The organism is Paenibacillus pabuli (assembly GCF_039831995.1).
Lineage (GTDB): Bacteria > Bacillota > Bacilli > Paenibacillales > Paenibacillaceae > Paenibacillus > Paenibacillus pabuli_C.
Genome location: NZ_JBDOIO010000003.1, coordinates 2,310,168 through 2,326,760, shown reverse-complemented (window position 1 = coordinate 2,326,760; position 16,593 = coordinate 2,310,168). Strand labels below are relative to the sequence as shown.

The window sequence follows — 16,593 nt, the reverse complement described above, 5'->3', positions numbered from 1 at the left end:
AGGAGTATAATTATTGAAGACAGAACCTGAATATGCGCAGAATACCATTACGGGAGTCCGGTTTCGTGGAACGTTTTGCTGGTATGTAACCGAGCGGGAGTACTGGTTTTTGAATGTGGAGATGGAGGAACGGTTCGGTATTGAAGTGCTGAACGAGGAAACCGCTGCACCATTCCTGCAGGCCATTCAGGACGAGCGAGTAACCGTCACAGAGCTGCGAGACCGTCTCGATCAATTTAGGAAACGGCACAGGGAAGGTGATGAGTGGCTGAAGTTTGTACCGTCTTTCCTTGTGGATTTTGACCAAAGGCAGTTTTGCTCCATGTTCCCCGAGCCTGCTTCTTTCGAACATTACATGCCTCAAGGCTGGATTGGATCCTATGTGGATTTCCTGGATCGTGTACCTGTGGAGCAGCGGTACTGGGAAATGGACGGCAGGTCCCTATTTCGTTAAACTCTTTGTTGAGAGGTGTGGTCCGGTGATTCGTAAACAGTTGGTACGCGGCCTGGTATCTCTGAGTACTGTATTTATGTTGGGAGCATGCTCGATCCAGACCGGGGAACAGAGTATATCAGGGGTGATTGAACACAGCCTGCAGGAAATGGTTAGTGAATCTGTAATCATGAGCAGCAGTAACCTTAACGATTATATTGCTGACAGCCCGGAGGCGTATGGATTAATCCTGAATACGGGTGAGGAAGGACTAAATGTCCTTTTACAGGAACTTGAGGCCAGCGCGGATAATGGTCTGAAGGAATGGATCATGGCTCAGGCAAGTACGGAGCTCCTTGGGGATCGGAATCCCGTGAACGAGTGGAACAGTGGCAAAGACTGGCTCAGACAGTATAAAATGAGTGAAGAATAGTAGATCTCTAGCGAACAACCCTCACCTCCAGTCATCATGAGCAGGAAATACAGGTTCCTGGAACCCCAAAGAATACGTTATAGAGGTGAAACCCTTGAATAAGAAAATTGCATTTTTTGACTCGGGCATCGGCGGTTTAACCGTCCTGCACAAGGCTTTGCAGAAGCTGCCAGAAGAACAGTTTTTGTATTATGCAGATACACTTCATGTCCCCTACGGAACCAAATCGGCAGATGAAGTAAGAGGGCATATCTTCGATTGTGCCGAAGCAATCATTCGGGAAAATGTAAAAGCAATCGTGGTTGCCTGTAATACGGCGACAAGTCTGGCCGTGAAGGATTTGCGTGCCAGGTATGATATCCCGGTTATCGGAATGGAGCCTGCGGTGAAGCCGGCCGTGGAGATGAACCGTGAAAGCGGGAAAAGAGTTCTTGTCTTTGCAACGGCACTAACCTTGAGCCAGAACAAGTATAACGAACTGGTGTCCCGTGTGGATGACCATCACAGTGTGGATTCCATCCCGCTGCCTGAACTTGTGGAATGGTGTGAACAGCTGGATTTTGATCCGGAAAAGAGTGCAGCGTATTTTCGCCGGAAACTGGCTGATTTTGATCTGAATTCATACGGTACGGTTGTCCTGGGTTGTACGCATTATCCCTTCTATACACACATTCTCCGGACGGTGCTTCCGGATCATGTGCAGATTATTGATGGCAGCGCAGGCACGGTCAACCATCTGAAGCATTTGCTTGAGTTGACGGACCAACATGGGATGAGACCGGAGGAGCAGGTTACGTTTTTAAGTTCAGGAGGCCAATTGGAAGACCAGGAGAAAATGAGGGCTGCTCTTCGGTATCTTGATACGATGTCCAAATGAGCTGCACCAGAGGAGGGGAGAATCCTGCAGTCGATCTACCTCATTCGTCACGCCAAGGCAACAGGACAGGAACCGGATGCAGAACTTACAGATGAAGGTCTTCGTCAGGCGGAAAAATTAGCAGAGAAGCTTGCCATTCATTCCATATCCTATATCGTCTCCAGTCCATGGAAAAGAACGCTCCAGACAGCAATGCCGCTCGCCAGAGCCGCGTTGCAACAGTTACATACCGATGAGCGCCTTCAGGAAAGGGTGCTCAGCACCCGCCATCTGGAGAACTGGATGGAAGTGCTGGAACGGACATACACGGATGAGGACTGGATGGAAGAAGGCGGCGAGTCATCGCGCTTCGCAACCGCACGCGGGATGGAAGTGCTGGAGGAATGTTGGAGCCGCCCGGAGCAATCTGCGGCTGTTATAACTCACGGCAACTTGCTATCTCTGCTCATTCGTCATTATCAAAAGTCCTTTGGTTACGAAGAGTGGAGGTTGCTAACCAATCCCGATGTATATGTGCTGGAACGTCAGCAAGGGGAACAGGAATCACCTTCCATTCGCAGAATATGGACAGATTAAACAACAAAGAGTGCTCCAGCGATCATTTATATCGGCTAGAACACTCTTTTTCGTTTACAGTCCGTTCTGCATTACAGTACTGCAATTATGACCATGATCCATCCGGCCAGGAACGCGACTCCGCCAAGCGGCGTAATGGCACCAAGCTTACGGACACCTGTTATGCTAAGTGCATAGAGGCTGCCAGAGAATAGAAGGATGCCTGCGAACAGCAGCCAACCGGCGGCCATAATGAGCGAAGAAGGTTCCAGGCGGTCCGCAATCAGACCTAGGAGGATTAATCCGAGACCGTGAGCAATGTGATACTGAACCCCGGTTTCGTATATTTTGATCATGTCTGCAGATAATTTGCGCTTGAGTGCATGAGCACCGAACGCTCCAAGTGCTACGGCGAGAAACATCATGATACTACCGAGTACAACTAAGGTTTGCATAGGCTATTGTCTCCTTTAGAAGAGGGGTAGTTTGACCTTCGGTATAGCTTTCTGAGAGCACCTACAGTTTGCGCAGTTGAATGTGCTGAATCGAGTGGTCGGCTTCTTTTCTTAAAATTAGTCTGGCCCGACCCTTGGTTGGCAGAATATTCTCGTGCAAATTCTTGGCGTTAATATCCTGCCAGATCTGACTAGCTGTCAGTACGGCTTCCTCTTCACCAATATTCGCAAAGCGGTCATGGAAAAAGGAATCGGCATTCTGAAACGCTGTGCTGCGCAGCAGCTTGAAACGTTCAATGTACCAATGACGGATGTGCTCCTCTTCTGCATCGATATAGATGGAAAAGTCAAAAAAATCGCTGACAAGCAGCGGTGTTTCCTTTTTCACCTGCAGGACGTTAATGCCTTCAATAATGAGGATGTCCGGTTGGAAGATCGTTTGCTCTTCCCCTTGAATGACATCATAGGCAAGATGGGAATACACCGGCGCTTTTACTTCGGGTTTACCGGATTTTACATCGCCCATGAACTGAATGAGCGATTTGATATCGTAACTTTCGGGGAATCCCTTCCGGTTCATGATGCCCTTCTCTTCGAGAATGGCATTGGGATATAGGAAACCGTCGGTCGTAACGAGGTCGACCTTGGGTTTGCTCTTACCTCTGGCGAGCATGGCCTGGAGCAAACGCGCTGTTGTGCTTTTGCCCACGGCAACACTGCCCCCGATTCCGATGATGTAGGGAGCGGGATATTGTTCCTTTTTCAAAAAAGAAGCCGTTAATCGATTCAATTCACGTGAAACTCTTGCATATAAGTCAATAAAGTGGGTAAGTGGTAAATAAATATCTTCCACTTCCTGAATGGATACTTCTTCATTCAATCCCTTTAGTTGTTCCAATTCGGCTTCCGTCAGTGGAAGGGTGGTCTGATGTTCCTTCAGTTCAGCCCATTCCTTGCGGTTAAACTCGATGTAAGGAGAGTATAAATTCATGAGATCCCGCTTTCTGTATGTAATGTAATCCGTGACACAATCATTAGTGTACCAAATTTCAGGCAACTGACAACACCTTTACATTTGCAAAGTGGTTATGCCGTCCGGGCGAAGAAGAATAAATGAAGTGATAGCGGAAAAATTTATACCAGTATATGTTAAAGTTGAAGTATACCATGCGGAAGGGTGACAGCAAATGATCGTATATGAGAGAGAGCATGATTTTGTTTTGACCGCACAGCATGAGCATGGACAAGTAGCCGGCGTGATGGCTTCCTATTGGAAAGATGAACTGCTCGCTGATTCCCGTCACCGGGAGGAACTTATACTCGCAGCAAGAGAACATGACCGTGGCTGGATCGAGCTGGATTCCGCACCATTTTGGAATGATTACAGCCAATCACCATATTCATTTCGTGATTTCCCGTTACGCCCGCGTTTTGTATTTTACCAAAAAGGGATTGAGGAGGTCCGTGAAAAAAGTCTGTATGCCGGGCTATTGTGCAGCTTGATGTACACGGAGCTATTTCAGAACACCTTGGGTGCTAACCCTAATGATGATGATGATGATATCAGGGAGTATCTGAAGAAAGAACAAAAGCTCCAGACGGATTGGAAGCAGCGGCTCGGCGGTGGAGATGAGCTCAATCACAGATTGCAAAGTGATCTGGAGATCATGTTATTCTGTGATCAGCTGAGCCTTTTTCTCTGTATGGAGGAGCCGGGAACTCCTGCATCACGATATGATTTTTTTGCCGAGGGACTCAGCTGCACCTTCGATGCTTGTGGAAGACAACCGATTCGGGCCGAATGGATCTCGGGTGAAAAGGTAGGACTTTCATTCTTTCCATTCACTGAGGAATTCACCGTCGGTCTTCCTTACAAGTCGGTACCCAAAGCGAGCATTCGCAAATTTGGCCTGCTCCAGGCCTATCGGCGTGCCGAGTGGAAAGAGCGCAGAGTGTTGATTACAAGTATGGACTGAATCATAATGGTTTAATAGCAGGCCTCGAAGATGAATTCGAGGTCTGTTTTGCTTTTGTTTTTTATCGTTGCGAAGAGGCAGGAATATTCAAGGGATAACCAGAAATGTTATGGTACAACCAAGTGAGATCAGCGGTAGGAGGATTAGGATGAGTACCAGGATTGACATATTTACGATGTGTATGGTGTGGGACAAGTGCAATGGGAAGGTTTTGTTGATGAACAGACCTGATCGCAAAGGATTCCCGGGATACATTGCACCTGGAGGTAAGGTGGATTTTCCGGAAAGCATCGTGGACGGGGCCGTGCGGGAAGTTGAGGAAGAAACGGGACTTGTGGTCCATGAGATTACATACAAGGGATTGGATGAGTTCTGTGATCCGGAGCAGGGACTGCGCTATATGGTTTTTAATTATCTGGCCACTTCATTTGAAGGTGAATTATTGCAGGATCCGCCTGAAGGGGAATTGTTGTGGATACCGGTTGAACACGCGCTTGATTTGCCCATGCAGGATTGGTTTGCTGAACGATTCCCGCGATTTTTCCATGAAGGTACATTTGAACGCAGCGTGATCTGGGAAAAGTCGACAAACCGTACATTACAAGAAACGTTTATGGTGTATAGCGATACGGTATTGAGATAGAGAGCAGAAAAAATGATAATGACTGCCATAGGGAGATGACATAATGGGATACCAAGAAGCGCTTGAGGCATACATCGCAGCAACGAATACACATGATTTTGATGAGGTGAGCAAATGGATTTCGGCAGATGCGGTCTATTGGTTTACAGGCACCTCCTGCACCACAACGGAAGCCATTCGTTCCTATTTTGAACAGGCTTGGGACATGGTAAAAGAAGAAGTATATGCAGCAGAAGATCTCACCTGGATTACGGTAAGTGAGACACAGGCTGTCTGCATCTACACCTATCATTGGGAAGGTATCTACCAAGGGAAACCGGCTTCAGGTACGGTCGAGCGACGAATGTGTTTGCTACCGGGCCTGATGGGGAATGGAAGTTAATTCATGAGCATCTAAGCGCAGGAGAAAAACGGTGAAACTTAATAAGAGAAATCATGTATACGGTAGGGTTAAGATAGTACTAGGGATTTGAACAGAATGTATCATCCATTTCTATGTATCTGTATCCATATATTGTGATATAATGAGGTTTGCTTTTTTGAAGGGAGATGTGAAAGATGACAATTTCGTATCGAAGCTGGATGGAATAGGCGTTGAACAACTGAGCGAACATTTTTTTGATGGCTGGCCCAATCCACCGTCGAAGACGACTTTTCTGAGACTGTTGGAACAATCGTATGCTGTTGAGCTTGCATTGGATGACGAGACAGAGAAGGTTGTAGGTTTTATTCAAGCCATTTCGGACGGGGTGCTCAGTGCATACATTCCGTTGCTGGAAGTGGTGCCGGAGTTCCAAGGGAATGGAATTGGGACAATGCTAACAGAGCGGATGTTGAATAGACTCCAGGGTTTATACATGATCGATCTGTTATGCGACACAGAAACTCAGCCTTTCTATGAGAAACAGGGCATGCGCAGAGCAAACGGCATGATGGTTCGCCATTATTCCAATCAGAATGGAGCAACGTAGTTGTAATAGATTGAATGATAAGATGTTTCGCTATGACCAGATTAGAAGAGAGTTCAAGAAATGTTTCGCTATTATCCTAGCGCCAGTGTGTGACGAGGATCACCCAAGTTTAGAGTTTTAGCTGATACATAGGCTTCCGCAAACGGGCCGTAAATGAATATTGTACGATGAAAAGGTGGAGATTGGCATGAGACTAACGTTCCGAATACTGGATTGGGAAGAGGAAAAGCCCTATGAACTTTTGCTAATGGCTGATCCTTCCAAAGCCAAAGTAGACGAATATTTAAGTCGTGGTGTATGTTTTATCGCCGAATATGAAGGCGAGATGGTAGGCGAGTTTGTTTTGCTTAAGACCCGGCCCGAGACCGTTGAGATTGTTAATATTGCCGTTCAGGAAGAATTACAGGGACAAGGCGTCGGCAAGCACATGATCAAGGAAGCCATTGAAGCAGCAGGCAGGCTGGGCTGTCGAACTGTCGAGATCGGAACAGGCAATTCAAGCTTTCATCAGTTGAAGCTGTACCAACGTTGCGGTTTTCGCATCATAGGAGTCGATCGAGACTACTTTGTAAGACATTACGATGAAGAGATTATAGAGGATGGTATTCGCTGCGTGGATATGATCCGTCTGGCAGTTGACGTGGACACCCTTACGGAGGAAAACAACAAGTAAGGGAGGTGAGCTGGATATCCGTTTGTCACTGCATTCAAGTGAATCGGAGAAAGGGAGATGATGCCTTTGAGTATGATCTGGGTGGTTGTCATTATAACGGGGTTAATCTTCACTCCAACGTTTTATCAGATGAATAAGCGGATACGAAAATTGGAGGAACAAGTCCGATACCTTACAGATGAAAGAAGGGGTCATTTATGAATCAACATACACATCTGGGGGTATACGGTCTCATTCGATGGGGTCACAAGATATTGTTAATCCATAAAGCACGAGGGGCGTATAAAGGTTATTGGGATCTGCCTGGTGGAAGGCTGGAATTCGGTGAGCAGCCGGAGACCACTCTTCACCGCGAGATTGAAGAAGAAACGGGGCTCACGGATGTGCAGGTGACCATTCGGTCTGCGGAATCCAACGTTGTGCATTGGGTGTATCAGGGAATGCCGGAGGAGCTGCATCATATCGGCATTTTATATGATGTACAATTGAAGTCAGACAAGCAGGCGAGTGAGATCAGGAAAGAGCCGGATGGTGAAGATTCATTGGGTGCAGATTGGTTTACTTTGGAGCAGGTTCGACATCTCTCCTTAACACCATTTGCATCACATATGGTCCATGGACGTAGTTAAGCGCCAGGGTTGGATATAGATACATGAAATCGGTGGGCTAAAGTTTTTTAGAAAAACACAGTTAGACACCATGTTATATATTGCCAGGTACAGCGAGCGTACGGTATAATTTGGATAATATTTGGATAGGGATCCCGAGTTGGGTCAAGCGATCTGATGGTATGAAAAGAACTACACGTTTATAATTCGCGAATTTAATTTGCGATTTATCGGGGTATAGCGCAGCCTGGTAGCGCGCACCCTTGGGGTGGGTGAGGTCGTGGGTTCAAATCCCGCTACTCCGATTCGAAACTGTACACCGAAACGAAGGCTGTGAATCTGTCGATTCACGGTCTTTTTTTGTTGAATCTGTTCCCAAATGGTTAATGTTTAAATTGACGGTTTGTTTTGACTGGTTATGGACCACAATTCTTATTAAAGGGGGTTAGCGCGGAAACTTTGGAGCTTATTCATCTGCGATATGCTGAGTTTATGCTTCATTTATCTGATTCATCTAATTTATGCATCAATTGAACTAAAAATAGGAAATGCTCCTGAGCGTAAAAGTTTATAGAATAGACATTAGAAAACGAATTCGATTTACATTGAGTTAGATGGACCCCTCGAGCAGATCTGGACACTATTCGACATCTGTGTCGGCGGAATATCCAATTATTGTTTATTATGTTTTTGAAAACGCAGACAAACCTTGACGGGAGCGTCGGAACAACGTTATTTACCCCCAACATCACGAAGATTGGACTTCATGAAAAATTTCGCTTAAAATGTTGAACGAACGCAAATTACGGCTTAGTCAATGATTTCCGTCAAAACACACGACTAAATCAAGACGGAGGGAACGTCGATGACGATCGAGGAAGGCAACAAGAAGCCCTGGGAAAGTTACTATGGACCCAATTTGGGATACGTACAAGAACAATATGAATTATTCTCTCAAGATCCTGAATCGGTTACACCCGCATATCGGGAATTGTTTGAACAATGGGGTGCTCCGCCGATGCCCGGCAGAGATGCACATACAGCCACTTATTCCGGCAACGCCCAAACGGCTTCCGGGAGCGTGGATATTCAATTATTACAGAAAGCGGTTACAGCCGGGAAACTGGTTTGGAATATTCGAACTTATGGTCACCTTGCCGCGGATATTGATCCGCTTGGTATAAGTGAAGATTCAGATACATCTTTATTGGAACCGAAGCATTTTGAATTGAATGAAGAAGATTTGAAAGCACTGCCCGCATCCCTGATCTGGGAAGGTGCAGATGGACAGACGGCTAACGGCTGGGATGCCATTCAGCGTCTGCGCCAGATCTATACAGGTCCAATCGCTTATGAATTCAGCCATGTTCATGAAGTTCATGAACGCGAGTGGCTTAACCGCCGTGCTGAATCACGGACATCCCCGGCACCACTGAATCAGGATGAACGGAAGGCTCTGCTGGAACGTCTGGTTGAGGTGGAGCAGTTCGAGGATTTCCTTCACAAAACGTTTGTGGGACAAAAACGTTTCTCGATTGAAGGAAACGACGTGCTCGTACCGATGCTGGATGAAGCAGTACGCATTATGGCACACTCGGGCTCAAGCCATATTCTGATGGGGATGGCTCACCGGGGTCGCCTGAACGTGCTCGCTCATGTCCTTGGTAAACCATACAGCAAAATTTTCTCTGAATTCCATCATTCCCCGAACAAGGATCTGGTTCCGTCTGAAGGATCGACAGGAATCAATTACGGCTGGACAGGGGATGTCAAATACCACCTTGGTGCGAATCGCTTTGTGAAAGATGGCGAAGCAGTACAGGCTCGTCTGACTTTGGCTAACAATCCGAGTCATCTGGAGTACGTAAACCCTGTGGTTCAAGGCTTTGCACGTGCGGCGCAGGATGATCGGCGTGATCCGGGATATCCGAAACAGGACGTGACAAAAGCAGCGACAATTCTAATGCATGGCGATGCAGCCTTCCCTGGTGAAGGCATTGTGGCGGAAACGCTCAATTTCAAAGCACTCCCGGGCTATCAGAACGGCGGAACGATTCATATTATCGTGAACAACCGTCTCGGATTTACAACCGATAGCAGCGATTCCCGTTCTACTTATTACGCGAGTGACCTTGCCAAAGGTTACGAGATTCCGATCGTGCATGTGAATGCAGACAATCCGGAAGCATGTATCGCGGCGATTCGTATGGCGGCAGAGTACCGCAACAAGTTCAAGAAGGATTTCCTGATTGATCTGATCGGTTACCGCCGCTATGGTCATAATGAAACAGACGATCCGGAGACAACACAACCGAAGGTCTATGAAAAAGTGAAGAGTCACCCTACAGTGAGTTATCTGTATCAGGACCAACTCAAGCAGGAATCGGTTATCGATGATGCATCCATTGGCAGCATTCGTGATGCGGTGACCAACCGACTAAAAGAAGCTTATGAACAAATGAAGAAAAACGAAGTTCATGAACAGTCACAACTGAAAGCCAATGAACCTGAAGCAGTGTCGCTGATTCCAACAGCCGTGCCGCTGGAGAATCTGCGGAGCATTAATGCCGATCTGTTGAAATGGCCAGAGAACTTCAACGTATATCCGAAGTTGCAGCGTATTCTGCAGCGCCGCAGCACTTCCTTGAACGAGGGAGAAAAAGTGGACTGGAGTCTTGCCGAGACACTGGCCTTTGCTACGATCCTGGCCGACGGCAAGCCAATCCGGATCAGCGGACAGGACGCGGAGCGCGCAACCTTCGCTCACCGGAATCTGGTATTGCATGATTCGGAGAACGGAACAACATTTTGCCCGCTGCACCATCTGCCACAAGCACGTGCGGCGTTTGCAATCTACAACAGCCCGTTGTCAGAGGAGTCGGTGCTTGGATTCGAGTATGGATACAATGTGTATTCCCCGGATACGCTTGTCATCTGGGAAGCCCAATTTGGTGACTTTGCCAACTGTGCGCAGGTTATTTTTGACCAATTCATATCCGCTGGCCGTGCCAAATGGTCTCAGAAATCAAGTCTGGTCATGCTGCTTCCTCACGCCAATGAAGGGCAGGGACCTGAGCATACAAGTGCCCGTCTCGAACGTTTCCTGCAGCTCTGTGCAGAAGATAATATGACGGTTGCCAACTTGACGAGTGCATCCCAGTATTTCCATCTGCTGCGTCGTCAGGCTTCATTGACTGAAACAGAAGATGCACGTCCTCTGGTCTTAATGTCGCCGAAGAGTCTCATTCGCAATCCGCGTGTCGCGTCACCCGCTGCAGCGTTTAGCGAAGGCACGTTTGAGCCTGTACTTGAACAAGCAGGGCTTGGAACCAAACCGGATCGCGTAGAGCGCATCATTCTGTGCAGTGGTAAAATTGCCATTGATCTCGAGGACGCTTTTGAGAAAGACAAAGCAGACTGGTCCTGGCTTCACATTATTCGTGTTGAACAGCTGTATCCGTTCCCGGCGGAAGAAATCAAGCGCGTACTTGCACGTTTCAGCAAGCTGAAAGAACTGGTTTGGGTTCAGGAAGAGAACAAAAACATGGGAGCCTGGACATACATGGAACCTCGCTTGCGCGCTATTGCACCGGAAGGAACAACCGTGAGATACGAAGGCCGCCCGGAACACGCGAGTCCTTCCAGCGGTTATCAAACTGTGCACAGCATGGAACAGCAACAGATTATTACATCCGCGTTGAAGCAAACGACGAAGAATAATATTCCACTGGGGAGGTAACAGCTGTGAGTGAAATTAAAGTACCTGCAATGGGTGAATCGATTACCGAAGGAACGGTTTCCAGATGGCTTGTCAAAGAAGGCGAAACCGTAAATCAGGGCGACGTTCTTCTGGAGCTGGAAACAGATAAGGTAAATATCGAAATCAGCGCCGAGGAGAGCGGAGTGCTCGAGAAAATTATCCGTCAGGAAGGCGAGACCGTAGAAATTGGGGAAACGATTGGTACGCTTGGAGCAGGAACTGGAGGAGGAAGCGGAGCACCCGCTTCCCAGCCGGCTGCAGAACAGCAACAGGCTGCGGTCCCAGCACCAGAAGCAGTAGCAGTAGCTGCACCACCAGCTGCAGCTCCGGAATCTTCCGATAACGGAACCAAAACGGCGTCACCGGCTGCACGCAAGCTTGCCCGCGAGCGCGGCATTGAGCTGGACCAGGTTCAGGGCAAAGATCCGATTGGGCGTGTCTATCAGGAAGACGTAAAAAGTCATAAGACTCAGGCACCAGCTTCAACGCCAGCTCCAGCAACTAAAGCTCCGGCAGCATCAGCAAGCGCTCCGGCAGCTGGAGGTTCTACGTATGCAAAACCGGTTGAACGTCAACGGATGTCTCGTCGCCGGGCGACCATTGCGAAGCGTCTGGTTGAAGCGCAGCAAACTGCGGCAATGCTGACAACTTTTAACGAAGTAGACATGACTGCAATCATGGATGTTCGTAAACGTCGTAAGGACAAGTTCAAAGAGAAGCACGATATCGGTCTTGGATTCATGTCCTTCTTTACCAAAGCAGTGGTTGGCGCACTGAAAAAGTTCCCGACCATCAATGCTGAGATTGATGGGGAAGATGTTGTACTCAAAAAATATTACGATATCGGAATCGCGGTCTCTGCGAAGGAAGGTCTTGTTGTTCCTGTCGTTCGTGACGCAGACCGTCTGGGCTTCGCTGAGATCGAAAAGAGCATTGCAGACCTGGCTTCCAAAGCTCGTTCCAACTCCCTTGCACTTTCCGATCTGCAAGGCGGCACATTTACGATTACCAATGGCGGAACGTTTGGTTCCCTGTTGTCTACACCGATCCTGAATACACCTCAAGTGGGTATTCTCGGGATGCATAAGATCCAGCTTCGTCCTGTTGCAATCGATGCAGAGCGGATGGAAAATCGTCCAATGATGTATATCGCATTGTCGTACGATCACCGCATTATCGACGGAAGCGAAGCGGTACGTTTTCTCGTCACGGTGAAGGAACTGCTGGAAGATCCGGAATCCTTGCTTATCGAAGGGTAAATCGGGCCAAAACATAACTAGCAATCATTATAGATTCACTTAGCAGAAAGCCCCTACCTGGAGCACAGCGCAAACTGTGTCCCTTGGTAGGGGCTTTCGTATTTTTATAAACATGGTGAGAAGGACTTAGACAGTATCGGCAAGAGTTTCGCGAGTCACATTCGTGCTGTATAGCTCAGAACCCGGTGTGTGGCGCTCTAACCAGTCCACCACATGCAAGCATACTTCTTCACGATTGGTCTCGTGCAGCATCTCGTGCCGTCCTTCGGGATACAGGCGATATTCTACATCCTGAATCTGAAGCTGTCTGTACTGGGAGACCAGGTTATACACACCTTTGCCATTCAGTCCAACAGGGTCCAGTTCTCCGGAGAACAGATACACTGCTTTATCTTTTGGAATCCGTTCCATGTGTTCAGGCATATGAATTTCCAACAACAGTTTGAAAAAATCACGAAAGAATCCCGCGGTACAGATGGCTCCGCATAATGGATCGTCGATAAAACGTTTAACTTCGTCGGCATCACGCGATAGCCAATCAAATGGTGTGCTTGCCGGACGGAAGGAACGGTTAAATCCGCCAAACACAATGGCATTGAGCAGCATGCTCGGATGTGCCGCACCCTGAATGCCACATTGCATGAGTGCGAGTTTTTCACCAAATCGGAGAAGACCGCGTTTCCCATTGGTTCCGGACAAGATGAATGCATGATAACGTTCATGCCCTGCATACATCAGCTGCTGTACCAAAAAAGACCCCATACTATGTCCCATCAGAAACAAGGGAACCCCCGCGTGCTCCTTGGATGCCACCTCACCGAGGTTGATCATATCACTTGCCATCCAGCGAAAAGCATCGGCTCCGGCATTACCGAGCAGTTTAGGATTCTCGACGGATTTTCCATGTCCTCGGTGGTCATTGGCGTAGACAGCATACCCGTGACTGGTGAGACATTTGGCGAATTCCGCATATCGTGCTGCAGTCTCGGCCATGCCGTGCGCAATTTGAACAACGCCTTTCACTTCGCATTCCGGATCGGGAAGCCAGCGGTAGACATGAATACGGGTACCTTCATTACCCACAAGGGCAAAAGTGGATTCCTGCATCGTGTTAACCCCTCCTTCACTGGTTTGATTAAGGTAGATAAGAACGAAGGACTGTCGTATGGCCATCCAGCGTATAAGCTCCAAGATTGGCAGGCAGCAGGTAGCATTGTCCAGCGCTTAATTCAATTTTTTCCTGATCATCATTGTCCCATTCCAGGGTCCCGCTACCTTCACAAACCACCAGTATGGTAAAACTGTCTGCTTGGGTAGAGAGTTCCCACCGGCCCGTAACAATTCCCTTTTCTACGACAAAATAAGGACATTCCGCAAGCTTCAGCCATTCGCCTGGTGTAGCGTTATTGGTTTTCATTGTTGTTGCACCGGCACCCTCATAGGCTGTCACATTCAAGGAGTCTTCAACATGCAGCTCGCGCGGTTTTCCATCCAGTCCTGGGCGATTATAATCGTAGATCCGATAGGTCGTATCCGAATTTTGCTGGATCTCGGCAACGACGACTCCTGCACATAGAGCATGTACCGTTCCGGCAGGGATGAAGAATGTATCACCTGCTTCAACCGGTACTTGACGGAGCGTATCCATCACCGTACCATTCTCCAGCGCTTCCTTCAGCACCGCACGATCGACTCCTTCATTCAATCCATAGATGATGTGCGCTCCCGGTTTCGCGTCAAGCACATACCACATTTCCGTTTTGCCAAGTTCGCCAGGAGGAAGAGCTTCATAATCATCTGTAGGATGGACCTGCACGGATAGATCGTCATTGCAGTCGAGCAGTTTGATCAAGAGTGGGAAACGTCCGCCTTTTTCAGAAACGCCTTTCGTTCCAAGCCACGAAGTGCCCAGCTGTTCCCGTACTTCATCCAGGCCTTTGCCAGCAAGCTCGCCATTAATGACTTTGGTTGTACCGTTGGGATGATCCGCAATCATCCAGCCTTCTCCAATATGTCCTTCAGGTGGTGTCAGACCGAATTGCTCCAGCGCCCGACCTCCCCATACACGTTCCTTAAACTCGGGTTGAAATTGCAGTGGGTATGGCTTAGACATCGTTATCTCTCCTCTAGTATATGAAGTGGTGAATCGCTTTAATCAAATTCATGCCAGTGCATTCCGGGTTGTATACGGTTGCAGCAGACAAGTATGTAAAGCACGCATCGTCATAGTAAACGAGCCAAGTTAAAGCTTGGCCCACATTCATGTACGGCGATGTCGTGCTATTTAATGTGTTTATTTTATGGCATTTGGGGAGTAAAGGAAATTACTTTTTCTCAATGCCAATCAGAAAAGGAGAGGTTGAACGCTGCAGCTGGCGGTACATGACAACTTGTGCCTGTTCTACAGGCAAGGCCGAGCACCAGGCTACTACTGCATCTGCTTCCTGTGCACCTCCGTCATGGCCAGGGTACAATACGGCTGTTATAATACCGCGTGGTCTCAGTAAGCCCAGTGCTGCTTCCAATGCCCCGATCGTGCTGTCCGTTTGAGTAATGACAGAAGCATCTGCACCTTCGGTGGGCAGGTATCCCAAGTTGAACATGACTGCACCAACTTGACCCTGCCATTGCTCCGGAACCGCTTCAGCCATTCGGTCATGGCTTAACTCCATCAGGGAGATGGAACCAAGCTTCGTGCCGTCTTCCTGTTTGCGAATTCGGGCTTGAGCCAGCGTCAGCGCTTCATTTTGGATATCAAAACCGATGACCTGACCGCGTTTGCCAACTTGCTGTGCAAGAAACAAAGTATCCGCACCTGTGCCTACTGTGGCATCAATGGCAAAATCACCGGGCTGCAAACGGGAGGATACCCATTGATGGGCACAGCTTAGAACCGAAAGAAAACCCATCTTATGCTCCCCTCCAATACTTACCCTGCCAGGAATCACGTAAACGCAGCTCACGGTCAATGGAATTCAGCACTTCCCACTTTTTCATGGACCACATCGGTCCAATCAGCAGATCGCGCGGAGCATCTCCGGTGAGGCGGTGCACGATCATTTCAGGTGGAAGCATCTCCAGCGTATCAACAATCAGTTTGATGTACTCGTCCTGTTCCAGGAATCGAAGAAGCCCGGCTTCATACTGTTTAACCATTGGCGTCTTGCGCATCAGGTGCAGCAGATGGATCTTAATGCCCTGCACATCCATATTGGCTACAGCACGTCCTGTGTCCAGCATCATTTCATGCGTTTCCTGAGGCAAGCCATAAATGATATGTGTACATACGCGTATATTCCGTTTCCGCAGTTTCTCTACCGCTTCTTCATAACATCTAGTATCATGTGCTCGGTTGATGAGCGTTGAAGTGGACTCGTGAATCGTTTGAAGTCCCATTTCAACCCACAGGTAGGTTCGTTCATTCAGTTCGGCCAGGTAATCCACAACATCATCAGGCAAACAATCGGGACGAGTGGCAATGGACAAACCGACCACACCAGGCTGCTGTAAAATAACTTCAAAATACTCACGTAACTCCTCAACAGGAGCGTATGTGTTCGTATAAGCCTGGAAATAGCCGATGTACTGTGCCGTAGGCCATTTCAGGTGCTGTTTATCCCGAATCGTATTGAATTGGGTAACGAGATCATCCCGTCTGCTGCCGGCAAAATCTCCTGATCCCCGGGCACTGCAGAAGGTACATCCGCCTTTAGCAATCGAACCGTCACGGTTCGGGCAGGTGAATCCTGCGTCAAGCATAACCTTGAACACTTTATTATTGAACTCGTTTCGCATTTCGTAATTCCATGTGTGGAATCGTTTATCTCCCCAGGAAAGAGGAGGTTGTATAGCAGGTGCATTCATCTTCAGGGTGCTCCTTTGGCTGCCGCATTCCCTCTTGGAAGAGACAGATGTTTATCTATTCACGTGATAGAACGGATCGTGAAAAT

General features: G+C 48.1%; 17 protein-coding genes, 1 tRNA gene and 1 pseudogene. 13 read left to right on the top strand and 6 right to left on the bottom strand.

From position 1 onward, the window contains the following. Window positions 1–13 precede the first annotated feature (13 nt). From ABGV42_RS12435 to ABGV42_RS12420, 4 genes are all read left to right on the top strand, one after another. On the top strand, window positions 14–454 hold the full coding sequence (locus ABGV42_RS12435; protein WP_347381916.1) for a hypothetical protein: 441 nt from the start codon (window positions 14–16) through the stop codon (window positions 452–454). Window positions 455–479: 25 nt separating this feature from the next. Then, window positions 480–866 (top strand): hypothetical protein, encoded by a 387-nt coding sequence (locus tag ABGV42_RS12430; RefSeq protein ID WP_347381915.1) that lies wholly within the window; start codon window positions 480–482, stop codon window positions 864–866. A gap of 94 nt (window positions 867–960) precedes the next feature. Beyond that, complete coding sequence (murI, locus tag ABGV42_RS12425) at window positions 961–1,743, top strand: glutamate racemase (protein WP_347381914.1); 783 nt, start codon at window positions 961–963, stop codon at window positions 1,741–1,743. 21 nt (window positions 1,744–1,764) lie between these two features. Beyond that, on the top strand, window positions 1,765–2,319 hold the full coding sequence (locus ABGV42_RS12420; RefSeq protein ID WP_347383218.1) for a histidine phosphatase family protein: 555 nt from the start codon (window positions 1,765–1,767) through the stop codon (window positions 2,317–2,319). A gap of 71 nt (window positions 2,320–2,390) precedes the next feature. Here the strand turns inward: ABGV42_RS12420 and ABGV42_RS12415 are convergent, their stop codons facing one another. Together ABGV42_RS12415 and coaA are read right to left on the bottom strand one after the other, a co-directional pair. After that, the gene (locus tag ABGV42_RS12415) at window positions 2,391–2,753 is read right to left on the bottom strand and encodes a DUF423 domain-containing protein (RefSeq protein WP_347381913.1); all 363 of its coding nucleotides are present in this window, start codon (window positions 2,751–2,753) and stop codon (window positions 2,391–2,393) included. Between the two features lie 61 nt (window positions 2,754–2,814). Beyond that, window positions 2,815–3,744 (bottom strand): type I pantothenate kinase, encoded by a 930-nt coding sequence (coaA, locus tag ABGV42_RS12410; protein WP_347381912.1) that lies wholly within the window; start codon window positions 3,742–3,744, stop codon window positions 2,815–2,817. A 196-nt stretch (window positions 3,745–3,940) separates the two neighbouring features. On the opposite strand from coaA, the gene ABGV42_RS12405 reads away from it, so the two are divergent. The 9 genes and pseudogenes from ABGV42_RS12405 to odhB all read left to right on the top strand — a co-directional run bounded on the left by ABGV42_RS12405 (window position 3,941) and on the right by odhB (window position 12,643). Then, window positions 3,941–4,729 carry a DUF3891 family protein gene (locus tag ABGV42_RS12405; RefSeq protein ID WP_347381911.1) on the top strand — a complete coding sequence of 263 codons (789 nt, stop codon included), beginning with the start codon at window positions 3,941–3,943 and terminating at the stop codon, window positions 4,727–4,729. A gap of 148 nt (window positions 4,730–4,877) precedes the next feature. After that, window positions 4,878–5,372 carry an 8-oxo-dGTP diphosphatase gene (locus ABGV42_RS12400; protein ID WP_347381910.1) on the top strand — a complete coding sequence of 165 codons (495 nt, stop codon included), beginning with the start codon at window positions 4,878–4,880 and terminating at the stop codon, window positions 5,370–5,372. A 43-nt stretch (window positions 5,373–5,415) separates the two neighbouring features. Next, a pseudogene (locus ABGV42_RS12395) lies at window positions 5,416–5,789 on the top strand (YybH family protein). 122 nt (window positions 5,790–5,911) lie between these two features. Further along, a complete protein-coding gene (locus ABGV42_RS12390; RefSeq protein WP_347381909.1) occupies window positions 5,912–6,343 on the top strand; it encodes a GNAT family N-acetyltransferase in 432 nt (143 codons plus the stop codon). Window positions 6,344–6,530: 187 nt separating this feature from the next. Next, window positions 6,531–7,016, top strand: coding sequence for a GNAT family N-acetyltransferase (locus ABGV42_RS12385; protein ID WP_347381908.1), 486 nt, complete (start codon window positions 6,531–6,533; stop codon window positions 7,014–7,016). Between the two features lie 197 nt (window positions 7,017–7,213). Beyond that, window positions 7,214–7,645 (top strand): NUDIX domain-containing protein, encoded by a 432-nt coding sequence (locus tag ABGV42_RS12380; RefSeq protein WP_347381907.1) that lies wholly within the window; start codon window positions 7,214–7,216, stop codon window positions 7,643–7,645. A gap of 210 nt (window positions 7,646–7,855) precedes the next feature. After that, window positions 7,856–7,929, top strand: a tRNA-Pro gene (locus ABGV42_RS12375). Between the two features lie 560 nt (window positions 7,930–8,489). Next, window positions 8,490–11,363 carry a 2-oxoglutarate dehydrogenase E1 component gene (locus tag ABGV42_RS12370; RefSeq protein ID WP_347381906.1) on the top strand — a complete coding sequence of 958 codons (2,874 nt, stop codon included), beginning with the start codon at window positions 8,490–8,492 and terminating at the stop codon, window positions 11,361–11,363. 5 nt (window positions 11,364–11,368) lie between these two features. Continuing rightward, window positions 11,369–12,643: a 2-oxoglutarate dehydrogenase complex dihydrolipoyllysine-residue succinyltransferase gene (odhB, locus tag ABGV42_RS12365; RefSeq protein WP_347381905.1), complete on the top strand. Its 1,275-nt coding sequence runs from the start codon at window positions 11,369–11,371 to the stop codon at window positions 12,641–12,643. A 126-nt stretch (window positions 12,644–12,769) separates the two neighbouring features. On the opposite strand, the gene ABGV42_RS12360 is transcribed toward odhB, so the two are convergent. The 4 genes from ABGV42_RS12360 to ABGV42_RS12345 form a co-directional block, all read right to left on the bottom strand. Beyond that, complete coding sequence (locus ABGV42_RS12360; protein WP_347381904.1) at window positions 12,770–13,750, bottom strand: alpha/beta fold hydrolase; 981 nt, start codon at window positions 13,748–13,750, stop codon at window positions 12,770–12,772. Between the two features lie 28 nt (window positions 13,751–13,778). Next, window positions 13,779–14,756 carry a type I phosphomannose isomerase catalytic subunit gene (locus tag ABGV42_RS12355; RefSeq protein WP_347381903.1) on the bottom strand — a complete coding sequence of 326 codons (978 nt, stop codon included), beginning with the start codon at window positions 14,754–14,756 and terminating at the stop codon, window positions 13,779–13,781. A gap of 211 nt (window positions 14,757–14,967) precedes the next feature. Beyond that, complete coding sequence (locus ABGV42_RS12350) at window positions 14,968–15,552, bottom strand: class I SAM-dependent methyltransferase (RefSeq protein ID WP_347381902.1); 585 nt, start codon at window positions 15,550–15,552, stop codon at window positions 14,968–14,970. Window position 15,553: 1 nt separating this feature from the next. Continuing rightward, on the bottom strand, window positions 15,554–16,507 hold the full coding sequence (locus ABGV42_RS12345; protein WP_347381901.1) for a TIGR01212 family radical SAM protein: 954 nt from the start codon (window positions 16,505–16,507) through the stop codon (window positions 15,554–15,556). Between the last annotated feature and the right edge of the window lie 86 nt (window positions 16,508–16,593).